A 19701-nucleotide genomic window follows, 5' to 3' on the forward strand; every position below is an offset into this window, starting at 1 on the left:
TAAAAAATCCGTTACCATTTGTGTATATTTCTCATTTGCGACTGATTGACAATTACTTCTCTGCTCAACCAACCAGGAAATCGATCTTGAAAGCCCGCCTCCCTGCCAGCCTGTTGTTCGCTGGCGCTTGCAGCGCCATGCCCCTCACCCACGCCGCTGATGAAATCACCCTGCCCTCCACGCAAATCCAGAGCAACGGCGTCGCCCAAGCCGACGAGCAAAGTCAGGGTTATCAGGGGAAGACGGCCACCAGTACCACGCGTCTGGGGCTGTCGGACAAGGAAACGCCGCAAGCGGTGACCACCGTGACCCGCGACCAGATCGACGATTTCCGCATGAACAGCGTCAAGAGCGCGTTGCGTTCTGCGCCCTCCGTCACGGTCGAGCAGATCGAGACCGACCGCACCGAGTTCACGTCCCGGGGCTTCAACATCAACACCTTCGAATACGACGGCATGGGCATGCCTTTTACTGGCGACCTGCTGGTGGGCGATCAGGACCTGGCCGAGTACGAGCAAATCGACGTATTGCACGGCGCCAACGGCCTGATGAGCGGCAGCGGCAACCCGTCAGCGACGGTCAACTTCGTGCGCAAGCGTCCGACGAAAGACGTGCAGGCGAAGATCAGCACCAGCGTCGGCGCCTGGGACAACCGCCGTCTGGACGTGGACGTGTCCGGTCCGCTGACCGACAGCGGCAACGTGCGCGGCCGCTTCATTTACGCCCACGACAAGGGCAACTCCTACCTCGACCGCTACAGCCACGAAATCAACGTCGCGGCTGGTCTGATGGACTTCGACCTGACCGACGCCGACACCCTGACCGTCGGTTTCTCCCAGCACAACAGCGATTCGAACGGCAGCAGTTGGGGCAACCTGCCGCTGTCGGATTCGGACGGCAACCCGATCCATTACGGCAGCCGGAGTTCCAACGTCGGCCAGCCGTGGACCTACTGGAACGTGCACACCCAGCGCACTTTCGCCGAGCTGAAACATGACTTCGGCAATGGCTGGAACAGCAAGCTGTCCGTCACCGGCATCCGCCAGTATCAGGACACCGACATGTTCTACATCGCCAGCGTCACGGGCGACGACGCGTCGGCTTATGCGACCCACATCACCAGCAAGACCGATCAGGTGATCGGCGAGGCGCAGCTGTCCGGTCCTTTCACCCTGTTTGGCCGCGACCATGACCTGACCGTCGGCGCCAATTACGGCCGCACGCATTTGAAGGCCAACGAGCATGACATCGACGCCAACGGCTATTACGACGTGCCGTTCTCCAGCGCGCTGGCCGGCACGCTCACCCGTCCATCACTGGAGTACACCTTCGACACCAACAACCAGAATTTCCGGGACACCCAGAAGAGCCTCTACGCCGGTACGCGCTTCAGCCTGATGGATGACCTGCACTGGATCGTCGGTGCGCGGATGCTCAGCGCCGATGGCAGCGGTCTGGATTACGGCGCTGACCATTACACCCGCGAGCACGGCAAGGTCACGCCGTATTCCGGTCTGGTGTACGACCTCAACGATCAGTGGAGCGTGTACGGCAGCTGGACCAAGATTTACGCGCCGCAATACAAGGTCAGTTCGGACGGCAGCATGCTCGACCCGCTGGAAGGCACCAGCAAGGAAATCGGCATCAAGGGCAGTCTGGACAGCGGCCTCAACCTGACGGCAGCGCTGTTCAAGACCAAGCAGGAGAACGTTGCGGGCAACGGGCAGTATCAGGGCAGCCGCTTCGTCTACGACCCGATGGATTACAAGAGCCACGGCGTCGAGCTGCAAGCGTCGGGCGAAGCGATGCCGGGCCTGGAAGTGTTGGGCGGCTACACCTACGTGCGCATCGACGACGATAACGACGACCGCGCCCGCAAATTCGTGCCGACCCACAGCTTCCGTGGCATGGCGACGTATCGCCTGCCGGGCCTGCCGAAAGCCAAGGTGGGCACGCGGGTCAGTTGGCAGAGCGCCGTGCAAAGCGACACCAACAGCGACGTGCGCCAGAACGCCTACGCCCTGGTGGACCTGATGAGCAGTTACGACATCGACGAGCACTGGAGCACGTCGGTCAACCTCAACAACGTCACCGACCGCAAATACCTGATGTCGCTGTACGACAGCGCCACCAGCGCCAACTACGGCGCCCCGCGCAACGTGACCGCGTCGGTGACCTGGACGTATTGAGCCGCGTGTTCCAGTAGCACTCCGACTTGCCGGCGGCGCGGTCTCACAGTCGCCACCGCCGGTACGCCGCGCTGCAGCAGCCAATCGTTGGTCACACAATCCGGCACGTCGCAAGGGTGACAATCCATTCCTCCTGTGGGAGCGAATTCATTCGCGAGAGGCCCGTACATCCGACACGTGTTTGTCGGTTGTACGATTGCATCGCGAACGAATTCGCTCCTACAGGGCTCGCGATTATCCAGCCGGAGCGTGTTCATAGGGCAGCGCTTGCGCCGACAGTCCGGCTCGGCGGCAGCATGGATCAGTCGCCCAAGGCGTCGATAAAATCCGTCGACGGCACGAAGAACAGCGCACCGCTCACGGCCTTGCTGAAATCCAGCAGCCGGTCGTAATTCCCCGCCGGGCGGCCGACGAACATGTTTTCCAGCATCTGCTCCAGCGGTTCGGGCGAGCGTGCGTAGCCGATGAAATAGGTGCCGAACTCGCCCGATCCCGGACGCCCGAACGGCATGTTGTGGCGCAGGACTTTCACCTCTTTGCCGTCTTTCTCGATGACGGTCAACGCACTGTGCGAGTTGGTCGGCTTCACGTCATCGCCCAGTTCGATGTCCGACAGCTTCTTGCGACCGATGACCAATTCCTGTTGCTCGACGGTCAACCGGTTCCAGGCCGTCATGTCGTGCAGGTATTTCTGCACGATCACGTAACTGCCGCCCGCGAACGCCGGGTCTTCATCACCGACGATGGTCGCTTCTGCCGCGCGCTTGCCTTCCGGGTTTTCCGTGCCGTCGACGAAGCCGATGATGCTGCGCATGTCGAAGTTGCGGAAACCGTGGACTTCTTCGACGACGGTCACTGCATCGCCCAAGGGTTCGAGGAGTTGGGTCGCCAGTTCGAAACACAGGTCCATGCGGTCGGCGCGGATGTGCATCAGGATGTCGCCCGGCGTGGCCACGGCGCGGCGCTCCGGCGGGCCGAACTCACGGAAGGTGTGCAGTGCTGCCGGACGGTGGGTGCCAAACAGCGAATCCCAGGCGTTGAAGCTGAAGCCGCAAATGCAGGACAGATTGCCGTCGGGCACGCGTTTGCCAACCGCGCGGACCAGACCGGCAATGTCGGCGCACCAGGCCCGGGCGGTTTCAATGGCGTCATCGCCCGGCGCCAGAGTCGCCACCATGAAGATCGCGCTGCTGGTGATGGGCGTGTCGATGCCTTGGGGGAATGGGGTGACTTTGATCATTTTCCAGAAATTCCTTTTCTGTGGGAGCGAGCTTGATCACTCCCACAGGTCACTCTTCACACAATAATCGGGGGAAAATCAGTCCAGATCCGCCGCCGAATGCCGCTCCGGCACTTGTTTGTCTTCATCACCCCAGGTGCGGTTCACCCGCAGGCCGCGCACGACGGCCGGGCGGTTGGCGATGGTTTCGGCCCAGCGCTGGATGTGGGTATAGCTCTCGGCGTCGAGGAATTCAGCGGAGTTGTACACGGTGCCGCGCACCAGTTGGCCGTACCACGACCACACCGCGATGTCAGCGATGCTGTAGTCCTTGCCGCCCAGGTACGGGCTTTCAGCGAGACGACGGTCGAGCACGTCGAGCTGACGTTTGGCTTCCATGGTGAAACGGTTGATGGCGTATTCGATCTTTTCCGGGGCGTAGACGTAGAAATGCCCGAACCCGCCGCCCAGATAAGGCGCTGCGCCCATCTGCCAGAACAGCCAGTTCAGGGTTTCGGTACGGCCCGCCGGATCGGTGGGTAGCAACGCACCAAACTTCTCCGCAAGGTAGAGCAGGATCGAGCCGGACTCGAACACGCGCACCGGCGGCTCGACGCTGCGGTCCAGCAAAGCCGGGATCTTGGAATTCGGGTTGATGTCGACGAAACCGCTGGAGAACTGGTCGCCCTCACCAATGCGGATCAGCCACGCGTCGTATTCGGCATCGGTCTTGCCCAGCGCCAACAGCTCTTCGAGCATGATGGTGACTTTCACCCCGTTGGGGGTCGCCAGCGAATACAGTTGCAGCGCGTGCTTGCCGACGGGCAGGACTTTCTCGTGGGTCGGACCGGCCACCGGACGGTTGATCTTGGAGAACTGACCACCGGATTCCGCATCGTTTTTCCAGACCTTGGGCGGTACGTATGCTGCGTTCGACATGAAACTAACCTCTTGAAGTGAGTCACTGCGAAGGGTCCATGGGCACCGCCAGACGACACGGCGGACCGCAACCAGACCGGGCGTGATGGAGAGCGGTTCAGGGTATGCGCTTACGTTGGGGCGGCTCAAGAACATTTCAATCGCGACGTCTTGGCTTTAACCTGACACCCCTTCCTAGCCCCTCCCCGACAGGAACGCCATGCTCGCCCCCTTTTCCGGTGCCAAGATCGCCGTGCTGTGTGAAGGCCAGTTGCTGATCTACCTCCGCGACGACATCCCCACGATTCCATGGCCCGGCCTGTGGGACCTGCCGGGCGGCGGCCGGGAACATGACGAAACCCCGCTGCAGTGCGCGTTGCGTGAAACCCATGAAGAATTCGGCCTCACCCTCGATCCGGCGTGGATAGTCTGGCAACGGCTGTACGCAGGCCAGGGCATGCACGGCCTCGACACGTGGTTTTTCGTGGCTGAGGTGCCGCCGGGCACATTCGATCAGGTGGTCTTCGGCGATGAAGGCCAGCGCTGGCTAATCAGCTCAGTCGAAGCCTTTCTGGCCCTGCCGGACGCCATTCCCCGCCTGCAACAGCGTTTACGCGAGTACCTGAACGACGGCCGATAACTGCCTGTCAGCCCAACGGACGTGCCGCATCCCGAGCAAACAGCGCCGCCAATTCCTCAGAAGGCACCGCCTTGCTGAAATGGAAGCCCTGCACCTCATCGCACGGATGCCGTTGCAGGCATTCCAGTTGCTCCAGGGTTTCAACGCCTTCGGCAGTGACCGTCATGCCCAGCGAGCGCCCCAGATCGATCATCGCCTGCACGATCGCCTGATCGTTGCCGCGCTCGGTCATGTGGGAGATAAAGCTGCGGTCGATCTTGATCCCGTCCAGCGGGTATTTGCGCAAGTACGCCAGCGATGAAAAACCGGTGCCGAAATCGTCCAGACTGAGCCGTACGCCCAGGGCCCGCAGCGCCGTGAGCGTCGCCAGCGCGGCGTGAGCATGATCGAGCAGCACGCGCTCGGTGATTTCCAGCTCCAGGCGGCTGGCGGGTAAACCGCTGTCGAGCAACGCGGCGGCCACCACCGCGACCACGTCTTCGTTCTCGGCCAATTGGCCCGGCGACAGGTTCACTGACAGGCCGATGTCGTCCGGCCAGGTCATCGCTTCGCGGCACGCAGTGTTCAACACCCACTGCCCCAGCGGCTGAATCAACCCGGTCTCTTCCGCGAGGCCGATGAAGGTGTCGGGCGGGAGCAGGCCGCGCTCCGGATGCTGCCAACGCACCAGCGCCTCGAAACTGCGCAGCGAGCCGCCAACGGTGGCGTAACGCGGCTGGTAATGCAGGCGCAACTGACCGTCGAGCAGCGCCTGACGCAGTTCCTGTTCGAGCTGACGACGCGCCACCAGTTGGGTTTTCATGCTGTCGTCGTAGAAACACCACGTGTTGCGACCGGCGCCTTTGGCCTGATACAGCGCAATGTCGCCGGTGCTCAACAGCTCAGCGGCGGTGTGCGCGTTTTCCGGGGCCTGAGCGATACCGATGCTGGTGCCGATGAACACGGTCTGCCCCTCGACCTCCAAAGGTCGGCACAGGTCGTCCACCACCCGCCCACACAGTTCAATGATGTCGCCTTTTCGCGTCTCGCCCACCAGCACCAGAATGAATTCGTCGCCCCCCAGCCGCGCGACCATGCCATTCGGTTGCGCGTGGCTGCGCAGGCGCTGGGCGACTTCCTGCAACACGCGGTCGCCGATGGCGTGGCCCAGCGCGTCATTGATCGGTTTGAAGCGGTCCAGGTCCAGACTCAACACCGTCAGCGCTGACGGCGCCGGTCGATCCAGGTGTTCGTCGAGGAATTGGTGCAGGCGCAAGCGGTTCGACAAGCCGGTCAGGGAATCATGCAACGACAGCTGGCGAAAACGCTGCTCGCTGCTGGTCAGTTCCAGTTGGCTCGCGTGCAAGGCGTCGAATTGCGCATCGATCTGTCGCGCCGACGTCAGCGCATACCGCACCAGCATCGCGAGGACGATCGCCAGCACCAGCACCCCGGAAATGAACAGCGGCAAGGTCTGTTGAAGCAGGTCCATGCCGGGCTTGGGCGGCACCCAGCCCAATTCGATCCTGGAACCGAGCAGCGGCATCTGGTCATAGCCCTGCCGTGGCGCGGGGGACACGGAGATCGTCGGCAGACCGTAGGTGTCGCTGAGGTGCGCGAGCTTGGCGGGGTCGAGGATGGTCACGAACATCATCACCGACGCGGGGCCGGGCACCGGTTCGATCAGCGGGTCGGACGCCGGGCTGATGGTCGCTGCGGCCACCAGCGCGGGCACGCCGTCGACGCTGAACGCGCGCACCAGCCCGTCGTTCTCCTGAGTGGACTGGCGAGCATCGGCGATCAACGCGCTTAAATCGCCTTCCAGCCAGTCGCCGGCCTGAATCATCGAGGGCTTGCCATCGATCACCGCGTAACGGGTGCGGTCGTTGGCATCAATCACCAGCACGCCGTTGTAGCCGTACAACTCGTAGGGCACCGCGCCGACGTTGCGCTGTTCGTCAGCCCACGGCTTGTCCACCACCATGTGCAAGTGTTTGTAGGCCTCGCCCCACTTGGCGTAGTTGATGATGTTGCGCCCCACCTCGTTGCGCACCTGATCCAGCGTGCGAGAGATGAACGTGCGCGAACGCTGCTGCACGTCGCGATCCTGATTGAGCGCGTTCTGCACCAGCAGGTAGCCACTCAGCCCGATCAGCAGCAACAGCGCGCAGATCGCCGGAAAGAGGCGCAGGATCAAGTGGCGACTGCGACGTGTGGCGGCCCAGTCGGCCAGTGTGGGTTTGAACATGCAGACACCTGAATGCATCGACGGTAACGACAGCGACTCGTCTGGACCGGCCGTCAGCGAGACGCTGCGGCCGACCGATGATTGCGATTGGCTATCGTAACCGGCTGTTTCTGCAGGGGCTAGCGGTCATTCTGCGAAGCGGCGGTTACTTGGTCGCGAACAGCCGCCTTGTCGATGACCGAGTACACGTTGCGAATCCGCCCGTCGCTGAATTCATAGAACACGTTCTCGGTGAACTGCACGCGCTGGCCGTTGACCGCCGCGCCAAACAGTTCGCCCACCGGGGTGCAGTCAAAACGCAGGCGGGCCGCGACGTGCGGCGGGTCCGCCAGCAACATGTCGATCCCGAAATGTAAGTCGGGGATGGCGCGAAAATCGTTCTCCAGCATGCGTTGGTAGCCCTCCAGCCCGATGCGCTGGCCGTTGTAATGGGCCTCCTCATCGACAAACCGGCCGAGGTTGGCCCAGTCCTGACGGTTCAGGCAATCGATGTAACGGCGATACAGGCTGAGGATTTCGGGTTCGGACATGGGGGAAGCTCCCTTTTTTTATCGCTGCGGGTGCAGCCTTCGGAAATTAGGGCTTCATGGCGCGACGTTAGTTCAAAGGGTGCATCGGTCATCTTGCCGTCCTGCGAGCCCTGTCAAAGCGGTACGGCAACAGGCCTCGGGCGCCATCGATCCCCCCGAACCTTCAGATCACCCTTCGGTGCAGCTTGAACGCGCCGACATTCGGGGCATAAGACCCCCTGACCAGGTGGCTGATCCGCTCGGCACTGGCGCACGCCAGCGTCCACCCCAGGGCGCCATGCCCGGTGTTGACGAAGAGATTTTCCACGGGGGTGGCATCGATGTACGGCAATCCGTCCACCGTCATGGGCCGCATGCCGCACCAGGCGTTGACCTCAGCGGGCATGCGGATCTGTGGGTAAAGGTTGCTCAATGCATGCTTGAGGTTCGCCACTCTGGATTCACGCAGCGTACGGTCGTTGCCTGCGAACTCGACGGTGCCGGCCACGCGCAGCCGGTTACCCAGCGGGGTGACACAGATATGCTCGTGATCGTCGACAATGGGCCGCGTTGGCGCGATACCCACCTCATCCCGATCCAACGTCAGCGAGTAGCCTTTGACCGGCGTGATAGGCAGCTTCACACCCCAGGGCGCCAGCAGCCGTGGGGAGGCCGCGCCACTGCAGACGATGACCCGCGCCGCCTCGATTCGCCCATTGGCCAGTTTTACGCCGGTGATTTTACCGGACGCCACTTCCAGCCCTGTCACCTGCGTCTCGTATTGAAAACGGACCCCCTCGCCCGCCGCGACGCGTGATATCTCCTGAGTGAATTTGTGCGCATCCCCCCAGCAGTCATTTTCCAGCCAGAGCCCGACCTCGATACTCGACTCGATCGGCAACAGCGAGGGTTCGAGCGTGACGCACCCCAGCCGGTCCAAACGTTTCACGCTAGCGCCCATTCGCTCCAGCAGCGTGGCAAAGGCTTCTGCGCTCGAACGCGCGTTTGGGCCTTTGAAGATTTCCAGAAACCCGCCCCGCCCCAAGTCGAACTTCATCGCATCGCGGGCCAGCAATGTGTCCATCAGGCCCAGGCTATGTTGCGCGAAACGGGTCAAGGTGTTGGCCGTGTCGCGGTATTTGCTGTCGCGACAGTTGGCCAGAAATTTGAGCCCCCAGCTGCCCAGCGCGGGGATGGCCGAGGGACGCAGCAGCAGAGGCGCGTCTTCACGCCCCAGCCATTTCAGCATTTGCAGCGGCGTGCCTGGCGATGACCAGGGCAACGCGCTGTTGGCCGCCAGCAAACCACCATTGGCGAAACTGGTTTCCATGCCGGGTGCAGGCTGGCTGTCCAGAACGGTGACCGACAATCCTTCCCGGGCGAGAAAACAGGCCGTCGTGGCGCCGATGACGCCCGCTCCAATGATGATCGTGGCGGTCATGGCTTACGGTTCCAGGTAGGCGTTGGCAATGATTTCAATCTTGGCGCCCGGCACCATCAGATCGGCGATGATCGTCGCGCGGTTGGGGAATGGCGTATTGAAAAACGCCCGGTAAACCGCATTCATCCCCTCGAAGTAAGCCTTGTCGGTGAGGATGACTTGCAGCTGGGTGTAGTCGTCCATGGTCCCCCCTGCGGCTTCGATCGTCTGCTTCAGGTTCTTGAGTGTGAGTTCGGTCTGGGTCGCGATGTCGCCGGTTTCAATGCTGCCGTCGGGATAGATCGGAATACTCGCGGTGTAAAGGGTCTTGCCGCCGACAGTGGCCCATTCGACCGGTGCGGATCCCTCTGGAAGGCCGGTTGTGATGACGTTACGCATAGTGACTCCTTTTGAAGTGGGGGTTGCGGTTGGGATAGCGGTTGAACAGACCCGGGGGGCGGTTGCGTCAGGTGGACGTTCTGGAGGTTTTGCGCTCCAGCATGCGGACGGCGATCGACAGCGGGAAACACAGCGCGAAATACAGGGCCCCCACGATCAGATAGGTTTCCAGCGGCATGAAATACACCGAACTCAGGTCTTGGGCCCGCAGCATCAGGTCGGGCGTGGCGATGAGCGACGCCACTGACGTGTCTTTCAAAAGGGAAATCGCCACATTGCCTATCGGCGCAAGCACGACGCGGATCGCCTGAGGCAGGACGACCCAGCGCAACATCTTGAAGCGGGTCATGCCGATGGTCTGGGCGGCTTCGAACTGGCCTTTGGGCACGGCTTCGATGCCTGCGCGATACACCTCGCTGAGGTAAGCCGATGCGTTGAGGCCCAGACCGATGGTCGCGGCCTGAAAGGAGCTGAACTCAATGCCGATGGCTGTCAGCCCAAAGTACAAAATGAACAGCTGCACCAGCGCCGGGGTGCCGCGGAACAGCTCCACATAGGCCACGGCCAGACGCACGACGCCACGGTGGCGACTCATGCGCAGCAGCGCTACGACCATGCCCACGACCAACCCGATGGCCAATGCGCTCAACGCCAATTGCAACGTCGAGACGGCGGCGCTCAGCAGTTCTTCGCGGCAGGCCTGCCAGAGTTCGTAATACGTCATCTCAGTGCCCCCTGCGCAAGCTGGATTCGGCGCGATTGCCTACTCTCGCCAGTACCAGGCTCAAGACCAGATAGATGACGGCCACCATCAGGTAAATGAGGTTGGTCTGGTACGTTTCGCTGACCAGCATCCGGGCCTTGAATGCCAGTTCCGGCACTGCAGCGGCGGACGCCAGGGAAGTGTCCTTGAGCAGGCCGATGGCGAAGTTGGCCATGCCTGGCAACGCTACCTTGACGGCCTGCGGCAGCACGATCATGCGCATCGCCATCCGCCGCGTCATGCCGATGGCCGCAGCGGCCTCGCCCTGGCCTCTGTCCACGTTGTTGATCGCCGAGCGAAAGACTTCACACAGGATCGCCGCGCCATTGAGCCCGAAGCCGACGATCGCGGCGACCGTCGCCGGCAAGGTCAGCCCGAGATGGGCGAGGCCGAAATACAGGATGAACAGCTGGGTCAGGATGGGCACGTTGCGGAACAGTTCTAGATACACGCTCGCCAGGGAACGTAGCCACAGGCTGCGGGAAATACGCATCAACGCCAGGACGAACCCCAGCAGCATCGCGACCGCAAACGAGGCGACGGTCAGCCCCACGGTGCTGAGCGCGCCGAAGCCGAGCACTTTAAGAAAATAGGGAAACAGCGACAGGGCACGTTCCAGCTCATCGATGAACACCACGGTCAACGCTCCTGCACAGCGCGCAGGAAGGCGCGGGTGCGGTCCACCTGACTGTCACGAAACACCTGAGCAGGTGAACCCTGCTCGACGACGCGGCCGTCCGCCATGAACACCACCTGGTCCGACACCTGCTCGGCGAAACGCATTTCATGGGTGACGATGATCATGGTCATGCCCTCCTCGGCGAGCTGGTGCATGACGCCGAGCACCTCCCCGACCAGCTCCGGGTCCAGCGCGGACGTCGCCTCGTCGAACAACATCAACTTGGGCTTCATGGCCAGCGCGCGCGCAATGGCCACCCGCTGCTGTTGGCCGCCGGACAGCTGATCAGGGAACGCCTGCTCTTTGCCATGCAGCCCGACTTTGGCCAACAGCGCTCGCGCCTGCTCCGCCACTTCTTTTGCCGGGCGGCCCTGAACCTTGAGCGGGCCGAGCATGATGTTCTGCAGCACCGTCAGGTGGGCGAACAGGTTGAAGCGCTGAAACACCATGCCAATCGAGCCCCGCATGCGCGCCAGTTCTGCGTCACGCAGGGCCACCCGGCGCTCGCCGACCTGGCGCTGCCCCATCAACTGGTTATCGATATAGATGTCTCCCGATGAGGGTTCTTCCAGGTAGTTGATGCAGCGTAAAAGCGTGGTCTTGCCCGAGCCGCTCGGTCCGATCAGCGAGACTTTCTGCCCCGGCAGGACGTTCAAGTCGATGCCCTTGAGCACCTCGATCCGACCGAACGACTTGTGCAACCCTTGAATACGGACGAGCGGCTGCCCCGCCGAAGCGGTAGGTGGTGTGTACGACATGGAAAAACCCTTTTCGAGAATCGCGACGCGGCGGTTGACAGGCAATCAGCTGAAGACTGGGCTGAAATCGCGCGCTTGATGTTCGAAGGGTCCCAGCAGATTGCCTTGGGCGTCTCGGTCAACACCGAGCCGAGGATCGACCGGCATCGGCACCAGATAATCAGGGTTCTTGATGCCGTACTTGGCCAGGATGGGTGCAATCTGGCCGGTGGACTTGAGCCACCGGACGCCCTGGTTGATCGCGTCGAACAGATCGTGATGCTTCGGATAAACGCCCCAGATCGCCTGGAATTTCCCGGTGAGGTTTGGATAACGCTCATCGAACGCCATCGGCACCTGTTTGAGCTTCATGCCGGGGTTCTGCAGGATCATGTAGTCGATGGTGGGGGCGTCGAGCACGGCGAAGTCCAGACGCCCCGCAACCACGTCACGGATGCAGGCGTCTGAGTTGTCGTAGAGTTTGACTTCCTTGACGCCCGGGATTTTCTTCATGTCGGGCACCACGGAGTAGCCGGTGTTGCTGCCCAGCGTGCGCCCTTTCAGATCATCTGCGCTGATCGTGGACGCAAACGGCTCGCTGTCACGCATGATGATGTAGGCGCCGGTGTAGAACACAGGGTCTGTCAGCAGCAGGATTTTGGAGCGCATCGGGTTCCAGGCGAAGTTACCGCCGAACCAGTCGGCCCGGCCTGATCGCACCGCCTCGATCACTGCCGGGAAGCCCATCGGCAGAATGTCCAGCTTCAACTGCAGCCGATCGGCGATCAGCTTGAGCATTTCCAGGTCAGTGCCTACAGGCTGGCCGTCCCGCACGGCCCCCAATGGCATGTCACCCATGCAGGCGGCGGTCAGGTAACCCGGCCGAATCGTTTTGATGGGTGCGCTGGCTGCAAAGCTTTTGGACACGGGGCCCAGGACGCCAGCGGCAACGCATGCAGCGGCGCCATAAGCGGAGGCTTTGAGTAATGAGCGGCGGGACAGTCCCCGTTGAAAAAGAGTCGAATCTGAAGTCATGAGTCACCTACCACGGAGAATTGATGGACTGGCTTGCGTCGTCGCTGACGATTGCAAACTTCGAACAACAGGCTGGGCAGACTGAACAGTGAGACGGTGAAACGTGTTCTTTTTAGTGTTGGCGAAATGAAATCTATCGTCGATTTTGCATAAATGCAAATATTTTTCTCAATTGAGAAGCCGTGCAAAATGCTGCAAACTCTCGGCCTGCCCGTCTACTGGACTCCGGACATTCCCCATGAGCGTCAAGACTCGCGACAAAGCCCCTTCGCCAAAAAAGGCGGCGCTCCAGATCGAGGCGTCGGTTGAACGCATTCCCAACGTGCCCGGCCCCATGCATGAGCCCGGGCCGATGATTGCGATGCAACGCAAGAAGCTCAAATGGTCGCTGACCCGACTGGCCGAGAAGTCCAACGTCTCGATCTCCACCATCTCAAGAATCGAAAACGGCCTCATCTCCCCGACCTACGCCGTGCTGGCGCGGCTGTGCGAAGCCTTGGAAATCCGCTGGGCCGACATGTTAGGCGAGGAAGAACAGCGCTCTGCAACGGGATGTCGCGTGGTCAATCGGGCGGGCAGCGGGGTGATGCACAACACAGCGCGGGGGGTGTATGAATGGTTGGGGGCGGACCTTGCAACCAAGCGTATGGAGCCGACCATCGTCGACGCGATTCCGGACACCGGCTTGCGTACGCTGGAGGGGCACGAAGGGGAAGAGTTCTTGCTGGTGCTAGAGGGCACCATCGTGTTTTTCATGCAGGACTACGCCCCGCTTGAAATGACCCAGGGCGACAGCGTGTACTTCGATGCTTCGATTCCGCACGCCTACTACGGCATTACGCAACCCGCTCGATTCCTGAGCGTTGTCTCGCGCCAGCGCACCTGATGCGACGCCGTCTTCGGCGTCGCTGCCGAGGCGTCGCACCTTCGGCCAGTCCAGCAACGGGGACCTTCAGTTCCCCGCCACCTGCGCCACTTCACCCGAGGTCACCAGCGCTTTGAGCGAGGCGTCGAATTGTTTCAGGGCGTGGACTTGCAACGCGCGCTGCTGATCGATCTGCGCGGCAATTTCAGGGGCGGCCTTGTCGTGAACCCAGACCGATGTCAGCTCCTGAGCACCCGCACCTTCCGCTTTACCAATGTATTGCAGGTTTTCGTCATAAAACTTGGCGACAAACCGTGCCTCTACTTTGCTATTACGCTGGGTCACGAGTTGGTTGTAGGTGTCGAGCATGACCACCACATCAGGGCGCGCTTTCATCAACGCATCGAGGTTGTCGTAAACAGTGACCGACGCAAACTCTTTGGCAATCGACGCTTTGAGCCAATCGATCGCCAGCTTCGGATCGGAGCTGTTGACGAAGGCCTCACGAATCCGCGAGTCCAGCGCGCCATTTTTCACGCCCTTCAATGCCACGGCGTGATAACGCTCAAGGTATTGGAGCGTGCTGACGGTGTTTTCGCTGTAAAGAACGCCCACCGACTGGGTTTTTCTCAACGCAATGTTGCTGTCAGCCACGGGCGCGAAATGGCAGGAATGTTCATCCACGGCAGCGGTGGCCGCATAAACAGGCGCGGTGGCAGCGATGCCCCCAGTGAGGACGGCGACAAGTGTCAGCAGGGTTGAAATTCTCATCGCGGGTGTCCTCTAACGCCAGTTCGGTATGGCTCTATCCTGCTCCTTTGCTGGAAAAAAAGAACTCCCGATTGGTGATGTTCACTATCGATTTCACGAATGGTAGACAGACGGAAAAGGTCCTTTACGTTTTACTGAATAAAGCAACTTCGCCCTATGCTTATACGGACTAACTCAGAAGGCCAAGTTACCGATTACTTGCCGAACTTTATGCAACGCTTGTTGTAATGCACTCATGTCCACCGACCCGAGTGCCAACCGAATCGCATGGGGCACCGGGCTGGAAATGGCGAACGGTTCGGCGGTGGACACCGCGACGTTCATCGACAATAACGCCACCGCGACCTGATCCGCCCGCACCTCTTCCGGCAGCGGGAGCCACAGAAAATACGACGCGGGATGGCCGATGACCTTCAGCCCCTCCAAGGCTTTCCGGGCCAGGGTTTGCCGTTTCCTCGCATCTTCACGTTTTTCCGCTTCGAGCCGCAGGACGGTGCCGTCTTCGATCCAGCCACAGACCAACGCGGTCATCACCCCCGGCGTGTTCCAGGTGGTTGCCCGTATTGTCCGTTCAATCGCAGGCACCCACTGCAACGGCGCGACCACGAACCCTACCCGCAGGCCGGTGGCGATGTTTTTCGAGAAGCCCGAGACGTAGACCGTCAGCTCCGGGGCCAGCGCTCGCAGCGGCGCAGGGGGCGAATCGGCGAGAAAGGCATAGGCCGCGTCTTCGATCAACAACAAACCGTGTGTTCGCGCGATGCCGACCAGACGCTCGCGCCAAGGCAAATCCAGGACCCAGCCCATGGGGTTGTGCAGGGTCGGCATCGCGTAGACCGCCTTGATTCGGCGTTTACGACACAGCGCCTCTAACGCCTCCAGATCAGGGCCGGTGTCGGTCAGCGGGATCGGCACCAGTTCCAGCCGATGGGCGTCGGCGATCACCTTGAAACCCGAATAGGTCAATGCATCCACCGCCACCACGTCCCCCGGTTTGAGCAAGCCCATGATCGTCGCCGCCAGCCCGTGTTGAGCGCCGCTGACGATCAGCACCTCTTCCGCCTCGACCTGCAGCCCTCGCTCCGCCAGATGCCGCGCAATACAGGCCCGTTCATGGCCTCTGCCCGCGTGGGGCTGATAGCGCAGCAACGCCTCCAGATCCCCTGACAACGCCAGTTGCCGCAACCCCACGCGCAACAACTCCGCCTGTTCCGGTAATGCCGGGTAGTTGAAGTTCAGGTCCAGCACGCCCACGGCGGCTGCCTGTTGATCGACGCCATGGCTCAGCGGCAGCGCAATCTCGCGAACGAAGGTGCCGCGCCCGGCTTCGCCGCTGATCAGGCCCATCGCCTCCAGCTCGGCATAGACCCGAGACGCCGTGGCCAGCGCCAGCCCTTCTTGCTCGGCCAATTGGCGGTGGGTCGGCAAACGCGTGCCTGGCGGCAAGGCGCCCGAGGCGATGTCGCTGGCAAAGGTGTCGACGAGGGTTTTGTAGCGAGCGCGGGGCATGGGGCTGTATCCATGACAATTTTTTGATTGTCCTGACACTGCGCCTTAGGATGCGTCAACTGCAACCTGGCACCGGACGATCAGCATGGAAAACGCATCGAAACTGCAACACAGCAACCCCGTGAAAGCCTCCAGCGGCTGGCTGAACGGACTGATCGGGGTGGTGATCTTCAGTGGCTCGCTGCCCGCGACACGCATCGCGGTACAGGAAATCGCGCCGGTGTTTCTGACCGTGGCCCGGGCCTCCATCGCGGGTGCCGTGGCGTTGTGCATGCTGCTGTTGCTCAAGGAACGGCGCCCGGCGCGGCATCACATCCTGCCGCTGTGCATCGTCGCGTTGGGGGTGGTGCTCGGCTTCCCGCTGCTCACAGCGCTGGCACTGCAATACGTCACGTCAGCGCATTCCATCGTCTTCGTCGGCCTGTTGCCATTGGCGACCGCAGTCTTCGCGGTGTTGCGCGGCGGTGAACGACCCAAGCCAGCGTTTTGGCTGTTTTCGGTGCTGGGTAGCGCGCTGGTGGTCGGGTTTGCAGTGTCTCAGGGGTTGTCGCAAGGACTGAAAGCCTCCCCGGTCGGCGACTGCCTGATGCTGCTGGCGATCCTCGCGTGTGGGTTGGGCTATGCCGAAGGGGCGAAAGTCTCCCGGACCCTGGGCGGCTGGCAGGTGATCTGCTGGGCGCTGGTGATTTCCCTGCCCGTGATGCTGGCGCTGACGGCATTGACCGCCCCGTCCACCCTTGCCCACCTAAGCTGGCCGGCATGGCTGAGCCTGGGTTACGTCTCATTGTTCAGCATGCTGATCGGCTTCGTGTTCTGGTATCGCGGGCTGGTGCAAGGCGGGATCGCGGCCGTGGGGCAGTTGCAATTGCTGCAACCGTTTTTCGGACTGGCACTGGCAGCGACCCTACTTCATGAACAGGTCAGCCCTGGCATGATCGGCGTCACCGTCGCGGTGATTCTGTGTGTGGCAGCGGCGCGCCGGTTCTCACGATAGCCGCGCCGGTTCTCACCATAGCCGCGCCGGTTCTCACGTTAGCCGCGCGTCGGTTTTCTCGCTGAACGCGCTCAGTTGCTCAGAGCTGCGGCCGTACGCCTGCCGTACACCAGCAGCCCGCTGAAACAGATCAACGCCATGCCCGCCACCGAGAACAGCGCCGGGTAATTGCCGAAGAACAGCATCCCGTACAGCGTGGCGAACACGATCTGCAAATAGCCCAGCGGCGCGAGCGCAGACGACGAGGCGTAGCGGTAGGATTTCGAAATCAGGAAATGCGCCGACAGACCGAGGCTGCCCAGTACCAGCAACATCAGCCATTGGGTCAACGTCGGACTGACCCAGAAAAACGGCACCACCAGGCTCAACAGTGCGGTGCTGAAAACACCCACATAAAAGCTGCACACCGACGGGCTGTCCGACTCCCCGGCCAGTTGCGTCAACAGTTGGTACACCGCGAAGCAGAACGCACAGGCCAACGGGAACAGCATCCACAGCGAAAACCCGTCACTGGCCGGGTTAATCACCACCAGCACACCGATGAACCCGACGATCACCGATACCCACTGCAAGCGGTCCGCGCGAATGCCGAACAGGAGCGGCGAAAGGATCGTGACGAAGGCCGGTGCCAGGAACACCAGCGCGGTTGATTCGGCCAACGGCACGTGGGTCAGGCCGAACAGAAACGTCAGACTGTCGCCCAACAGAAACACGGCCCGAAGCAAGTGCAGCCAAGGGCGTTTGGTGTGGAAGGCGGCGCGACTTTTTTCCCGGATGATCACGCTGGTGACCAGCAAGGTGTGAATCAGATACCGCGCCCACGCCACGAAAATCACCGGCAGGACGAAGATCAGGCTTTTGGACAGCGCATCGTGGGTGGCAAACACGAACGCCACGCCCACCATCAGCCACATGCCGATCACGTGGCTGGAACGGGAAGAAACAGTCATCGAACCGCCGGACAGTCAAAAGGTGTGCAGGAATGCGCGGGAGTACACCACAGTTGAAGGAACGGTCCAAGGCACCTGACGCCCGCAAGAGGTTCGGTGTCGGTCGCAGACATTGAGCACGACACCCCCTCCCCTGTAGGAGCGAATTCATTCGCGAAGGCGATTCAGGCGATGGAGATGTATTGGCTGTACCGGCCCTTTCGCGAATGAATTCGCTCCTACAGAGGATTTGCGTCAAGGCAGTCACAGATGCATCGCCTGATACACCGCCTTCGCGGCCGTCGTGCCTCCGGCTGCTCCCACGATTTCGGTGTCGGTCTCAGACCTTGAGTACGGCGCCCCTCCCTGTAGGAGCGAATTCATTCGCGAAGGCGGTTCAGGCGATGGAGATGTATTGGCTGTACCGGCCCTTTCGCGAATGAATTGAACTGGCCTAATGATCCCGGACACCTCTTAAGGGCGATATGATTCGCCCATTCAGGAGGTTCCATGCAAGAGCGAAAAACCTATACCCGCGAGTTCAAGCAACGTGCTGCCAGCATGGTTCTTGACGACAACTGTTCGGTTCCTGACGTCTGCGCATCGATGGACGTCGGCCCAACGGCTCTGCGCCGCTGGGTGGATCAGGTTCGTAAAGAGCGCCAGAAAGGCCAGCCTTTGGCAGGCACCAAAGCGATCAGCGACGAGCAGCGAGAACTCCAGCAGTTACGCGCCAAAATCAAACGCCTGGAGACCGAGGCCGAAATCTTAAAAAAGGCTACCGCTCTCTTGATGTCGGATCCCGATCGTTTTTCCTGATTGAGGAACTGAGAGAGTCAGGTGCGTATCCGACCAGCCAGCTTTGCTGCGCTCTTGGCGTTTCCCGAAGCGCGTTCTATGACTGGCTTCATCGCCGTTCGTTGCCTGATGCCAAGCGTGAGGCGCTCAAGGCCCAGGTCGTCCAATTGCATAGGGAAAGCAGGGAAAGTGCAGGTGCGAGAATGATCTCTCAGTCCTTGAAGGCGCTACAGATCAAGGTAGGGCGACATCTGGCTGGGAAACTCATGGCGGAGGCAAATCTGACCAGCAGGCAGCGCCGCCGCCATCAGTATCGCTCCAGAGGTGTCGAGGCCTTTGTCGCCAAGAACCTGCTCGAACGTAACTTCAAGCCAACAGGAGTCAATCAGGTCTGGTGTGGCGACGTCACCAGCCTGATGGTCGGGAAGCGCTGGTATCACTTGGCAGTGGTCATTGATCTGTTCGCTCGCCGAATCGTTGGCTGGGCGTTTTCTCTGATCAATGACGCCAACCTGGTGAGCAAGGCACTGAGAATGGCGGTGGAGGTTCGAGGTAAACAGTCGGGTTTGATGTTCCATTCAGATCAAGGCTGCCAATACACCAGCCAGCGTTTCCAGTCCGAGCTGCTTGAGCATGGGATCACGCAAAGCATGAGCCGCAGGGGGCAATGCTGGGACAACGCACCAACGGAGCGATTTTTCGGCACGCTCAAGTCAGAATGGGTGCCTGCCAAGGGCTACTCAGAAATCGAAGAAGCTAGACGGGACATGACCAGCTTCTTCATGCGTTACAACCGAATCAGGCTCCACAGCTATAACAATTACCTGTCGCCGATAGCCATGGAGCTGCAGGCGGGGTGATCACCGTAATCGGTGTCCGGAAAGACTTGACCAGAACAAATTCGCTCCTACAGAGGATTCGCGTCAAGGCAGTCACAGATGCATCGCCTGATACACCGCCTTCGCGGCCGTCGTAACCTCCGGCTGCTCCCACAGGTTTGGTGTCGGTCGCAGCCCTGGAGTACGAAGCCTCTCCCTTGTAGGAGCGAATTCATTAGCGAAGTGGGCTCAGGCGATGGAGATGCGTCGACTGTACCGCCG

At 61.1% G+C, this 19701-nt stretch carries 19 protein-coding genes; 6 read left to right on the forward strand and 13 right to left on the reverse strand.

The window, feature by feature from the left end; all coding sequences use genetic code 11:
• Nucleotides 1–137 precede the first annotated feature (137 nt).
• A complete protein-coding gene (locus tag AAEO81_RS19335) occupies nt 138–2189 on the forward strand; it encodes a TonB-dependent siderophore receptor (protein WP_341964572.1) in 2052 nt (683 codons plus the stop codon).
• A gap of 301 nt (nt 2190–2490) precedes the next feature.
• Here the strand turns inward: AAEO81_RS19335 and AAEO81_RS19340 are convergent, their stop codons facing one another.
• Together AAEO81_RS19340 and yghU are read right to left on the reverse strand one after the other, a co-directional pair.
• Nucleotides 2491–3429, reverse strand: coding sequence for a Dyp-type peroxidase (locus AAEO81_RS19340; RefSeq protein WP_341958583.1), 939 nt, complete (start codon nt 3427–3429; stop codon nt 2491–2493).
• Nucleotides 3430–3507: 78 nt separating this feature from the next.
• Complete coding sequence (gene yghU, locus AAEO81_RS19345; protein WP_166598454.1) at nt 3508–4347, reverse strand: glutathione-dependent disulfide-bond oxidoreductase; 840 nt, start codon at nt 4345–4347, stop codon at nt 3508–3510.
• A gap of 199 nt (nt 4348–4546) precedes the next feature.
• On the opposite strand from yghU, the gene AAEO81_RS19350 reads away from it, so the two are divergent.
• The gene (locus AAEO81_RS19350; RefSeq protein ID WP_341958584.1) at nt 4547–4966 is read left to right on the forward strand and encodes an NUDIX hydrolase; all 420 of its coding nucleotides are present in this window, start codon (nt 4547–4549) and stop codon (nt 4964–4966) included.
• 7 nt (nt 4967–4973) lie between these two features.
• On the opposite strand, the gene AAEO81_RS19355 is transcribed toward AAEO81_RS19350, so the two are convergent.
• The 8 genes from AAEO81_RS19355 to AAEO81_RS19390 form a co-directional block, all read right to left on the reverse strand.
• Nucleotides 4974–7193, reverse strand: coding sequence for an EAL domain-containing protein (locus AAEO81_RS19355; RefSeq protein WP_341958585.1), 2220 nt, complete (start codon nt 7191–7193; stop codon nt 4974–4976).
• Nucleotides 7194–7312: 119 nt separating this feature from the next.
• Nucleotides 7313–7723, reverse strand: coding sequence for an ester cyclase (locus AAEO81_RS19360; RefSeq protein WP_341958586.1), 411 nt, complete (start codon nt 7721–7723; stop codon nt 7313–7315).
• A 163-nt stretch (nt 7724–7886) separates the two neighbouring features.
• A complete protein-coding gene (locus AAEO81_RS19365; RefSeq protein ID WP_341958587.1) occupies nt 7887–9143 on the reverse strand; it encodes a D-amino acid dehydrogenase in 1257 nt (418 codons plus the stop codon).
• A gap of 3 nt (nt 9144–9146) precedes the next feature.
• A complete protein-coding gene (locus AAEO81_RS19370; protein ID WP_341958588.1) occupies nt 9147–9521 on the reverse strand; it encodes a RidA family protein in 375 nt (124 codons plus the stop codon).
• Between the two features lie 67 nt (nt 9522–9588).
• Complete coding sequence (locus AAEO81_RS19375; RefSeq protein WP_341958589.1) at nt 9589–10245, reverse strand: amino acid ABC transporter permease; 657 nt, start codon at nt 10243–10245, stop codon at nt 9589–9591.
• A gap of 1 nt (nt 10246) precedes the next feature.
• Complete coding sequence (locus tag AAEO81_RS19380; RefSeq protein WP_341958590.1) at nt 10247–10921, reverse strand: amino acid ABC transporter permease; 675 nt, start codon at nt 10919–10921, stop codon at nt 10247–10249.
• 2 nt (nt 10922–10923) lie between these two features.
• On the reverse strand, nt 10924–11721 hold the full coding sequence (locus tag AAEO81_RS19385; RefSeq protein WP_341958591.1) for an amino acid ABC transporter ATP-binding protein: 798 nt from the start codon (nt 11719–11721) through the stop codon (nt 10924–10926).
• A 45-nt stretch (nt 11722–11766) separates the two neighbouring features.
• Nucleotides 11767–12627: a transporter substrate-binding domain-containing protein gene (locus AAEO81_RS19390; RefSeq protein ID WP_341958592.1), complete on the reverse strand. Its 861-nt coding sequence runs from the start codon at nt 12625–12627 to the stop codon at nt 11767–11769.
• A gap of 346 nt (nt 12628–12973) precedes the next feature.
• Here AAEO81_RS19390 and AAEO81_RS19395 point away from each other — a divergent pair, with 346 nt between their 5' ends.
• Nucleotides 12974–13621, forward strand: coding sequence for an XRE family transcriptional regulator (locus tag AAEO81_RS19395; protein WP_341958593.1), 648 nt, complete (start codon nt 12974–12976; stop codon nt 13619–13621).
• Between the two features lie 66 nt (nt 13622–13687).
• Here AAEO81_RS19395 and AAEO81_RS19400 read toward each other — a convergent pair whose 3' ends face one another.
• Both AAEO81_RS19400 and AAEO81_RS19405 read right to left on the reverse strand, forming a co-directional pair.
• Nucleotides 13688–14371 (reverse strand): ATPase, encoded by a 684-nt coding sequence (locus AAEO81_RS19400; protein ID WP_341958594.1) that lies wholly within the window; start codon nt 14369–14371, stop codon nt 13688–13690.
• 174 nt (nt 14372–14545) lie between these two features.
• A complete protein-coding gene (locus tag AAEO81_RS19405) occupies nt 14546–15880 on the reverse strand; it encodes a PLP-dependent aminotransferase family protein (RefSeq protein WP_341958595.1) in 1335 nt (444 codons plus the stop codon).
• An 85-nt stretch (nt 15881–15965) separates the two neighbouring features.
• On the opposite strand from AAEO81_RS19405, the gene AAEO81_RS19410 reads away from it, so the two are divergent.
• Complete coding sequence (locus AAEO81_RS19410) at nt 15966–16874, forward strand: DMT family transporter (RefSeq protein WP_341958596.1); 909 nt, start codon at nt 15966–15968, stop codon at nt 16872–16874.
• A gap of 71 nt (nt 16875–16945) precedes the next feature.
• Here AAEO81_RS19410 and AAEO81_RS19415 read toward each other — a convergent pair whose 3' ends face one another.
• Nucleotides 16946–17824 (reverse strand): DMT family transporter, encoded by an 879-nt coding sequence (locus AAEO81_RS19415; RefSeq protein WP_341958597.1) that lies wholly within the window; start codon nt 17822–17824, stop codon nt 16946–16948.
• Between the two features lie 489 nt (nt 17825–18313).
• On the opposite strand from AAEO81_RS19415, the gene AAEO81_RS19420 reads away from it, so the two are divergent.
• Both AAEO81_RS19420 and AAEO81_RS19425 read left to right on the forward strand, forming a co-directional pair.
• Nucleotides 18314–18622, forward strand: a complete 309-nt coding sequence (locus AAEO81_RS19420) for a transposase (RefSeq protein ID WP_341957599.1) — start codon at nt 18314–18316, stop codon at nt 18620–18622.
• Nucleotides 18623–18630: 8 nt separating this feature from the next.
• A complete protein-coding gene (locus AAEO81_RS19425) occupies nt 18631–19461 on the forward strand; it encodes an IS3 family transposase (protein ID WP_341964544.1) in 831 nt (276 codons plus the stop codon).
• Nucleotides 19462–19701: the final 240 nt, after the last annotated feature.

Source organism: Pseudomonas sp. RC10 (assembly GCF_038397775.1).
GTDB classification, from domain to species: Bacteria; Pseudomonadota; Gammaproteobacteria; order Pseudomonadales; family Pseudomonadaceae; genus Aquipseudomonas; species Aquipseudomonas bambusae.

Coding starts and splice junctions, on each gene's coding strand:
- AAEO81_RS19335 (WP_341964572.1), top strand. CDS start 138: ATGCCCCTCACCCACGCCGCTGATGAAATCACCCTGCCCTCCACGCAA.
- AAEO81_RS19340 (WP_341958583.1), bottom strand. CDS start 3,429: ATGATCAAAGTCACCCCATTCCCCCAAGGCATCGACACGCCCATCACC.
- yghU (WP_166598454.1), bottom strand. CDS start 4,347: ATGTCGAACGCAGCATACGTACCGCCCAAGGTCTGGAAAAACGATGCG.
- AAEO81_RS19350 (WP_341958584.1), top strand. CDS start 4,547: ATGCTCGCCCCCTTTTCCGGTGCCAAGATCGCCGTGCTGTGTGAAGGC.
- AAEO81_RS19355 (WP_341958585.1), bottom strand. CDS start 7,193: ATGTTCAAACCCACACTGGCCGACTGGGCCGCCACACGTCGCAGTCGC.
- AAEO81_RS19360 (WP_341958586.1), bottom strand. CDS start 7,723: ATGTCCGAACCCGAAATCCTCAGCCTGTATCGCCGTTACATCGATTGC.
- AAEO81_RS19365 (WP_341958587.1), bottom strand. CDS start 9,143: ATGACCGCCACGATCATCATTGGAGCGGGCGTCATCGGCGCCACGACG.
- AAEO81_RS19370 (WP_341958588.1), bottom strand. CDS start 9,521: ATGCGTAACGTCATCACAACCGGCCTTCCAGAGGGATCCGCACCGGTC.
- AAEO81_RS19375 (WP_341958589.1), bottom strand. CDS start 10,245: ATGACGTATTACGAACTCTGGCAGGCCTGCCGCGAAGAACTGCTGAGC.
- AAEO81_RS19385 (WP_341958591.1), bottom strand. CDS start 11,721: ATGTCGTACACACCACCTACCGCTTCGGCGGGGCAGCCGCTCGTCCGT.
- AAEO81_RS19395 (WP_341958593.1), top strand. CDS start 12,974: ATGAGCGTCAAGACTCGCGACAAAGCCCCTTCGCCAAAAAAGGCGGCG.
- AAEO81_RS19400 (WP_341958594.1), bottom strand. CDS start 14,371: ATGAGAATTTCAACCCTGCTGACACTTGTCGCCGTCCTCACTGGGGGC.
- AAEO81_RS19405 (WP_341958595.1), bottom strand. CDS start 15,880: ATGCCCCGCGCTCGCTACAAAACCCTCGTCGACACCTTTGCCAGCGAC.
- AAEO81_RS19410 (WP_341958596.1), top strand. CDS start 15,966: ATGGAAAACGCATCGAAACTGCAACACAGCAACCCCGTGAAAGCCTCC.
- AAEO81_RS19415 (WP_341958597.1), bottom strand. CDS start 17,824: ATGACTGTTTCTTCCCGTTCCAGCCACGTGATCGGCATGTGGCTGATG.
- AAEO81_RS19420 (WP_341957599.1), top strand. CDS start 18,314: ATGCAAGAGCGAAAAACCTATACCCGCGAGTTCAAGCAACGTGCTGCC.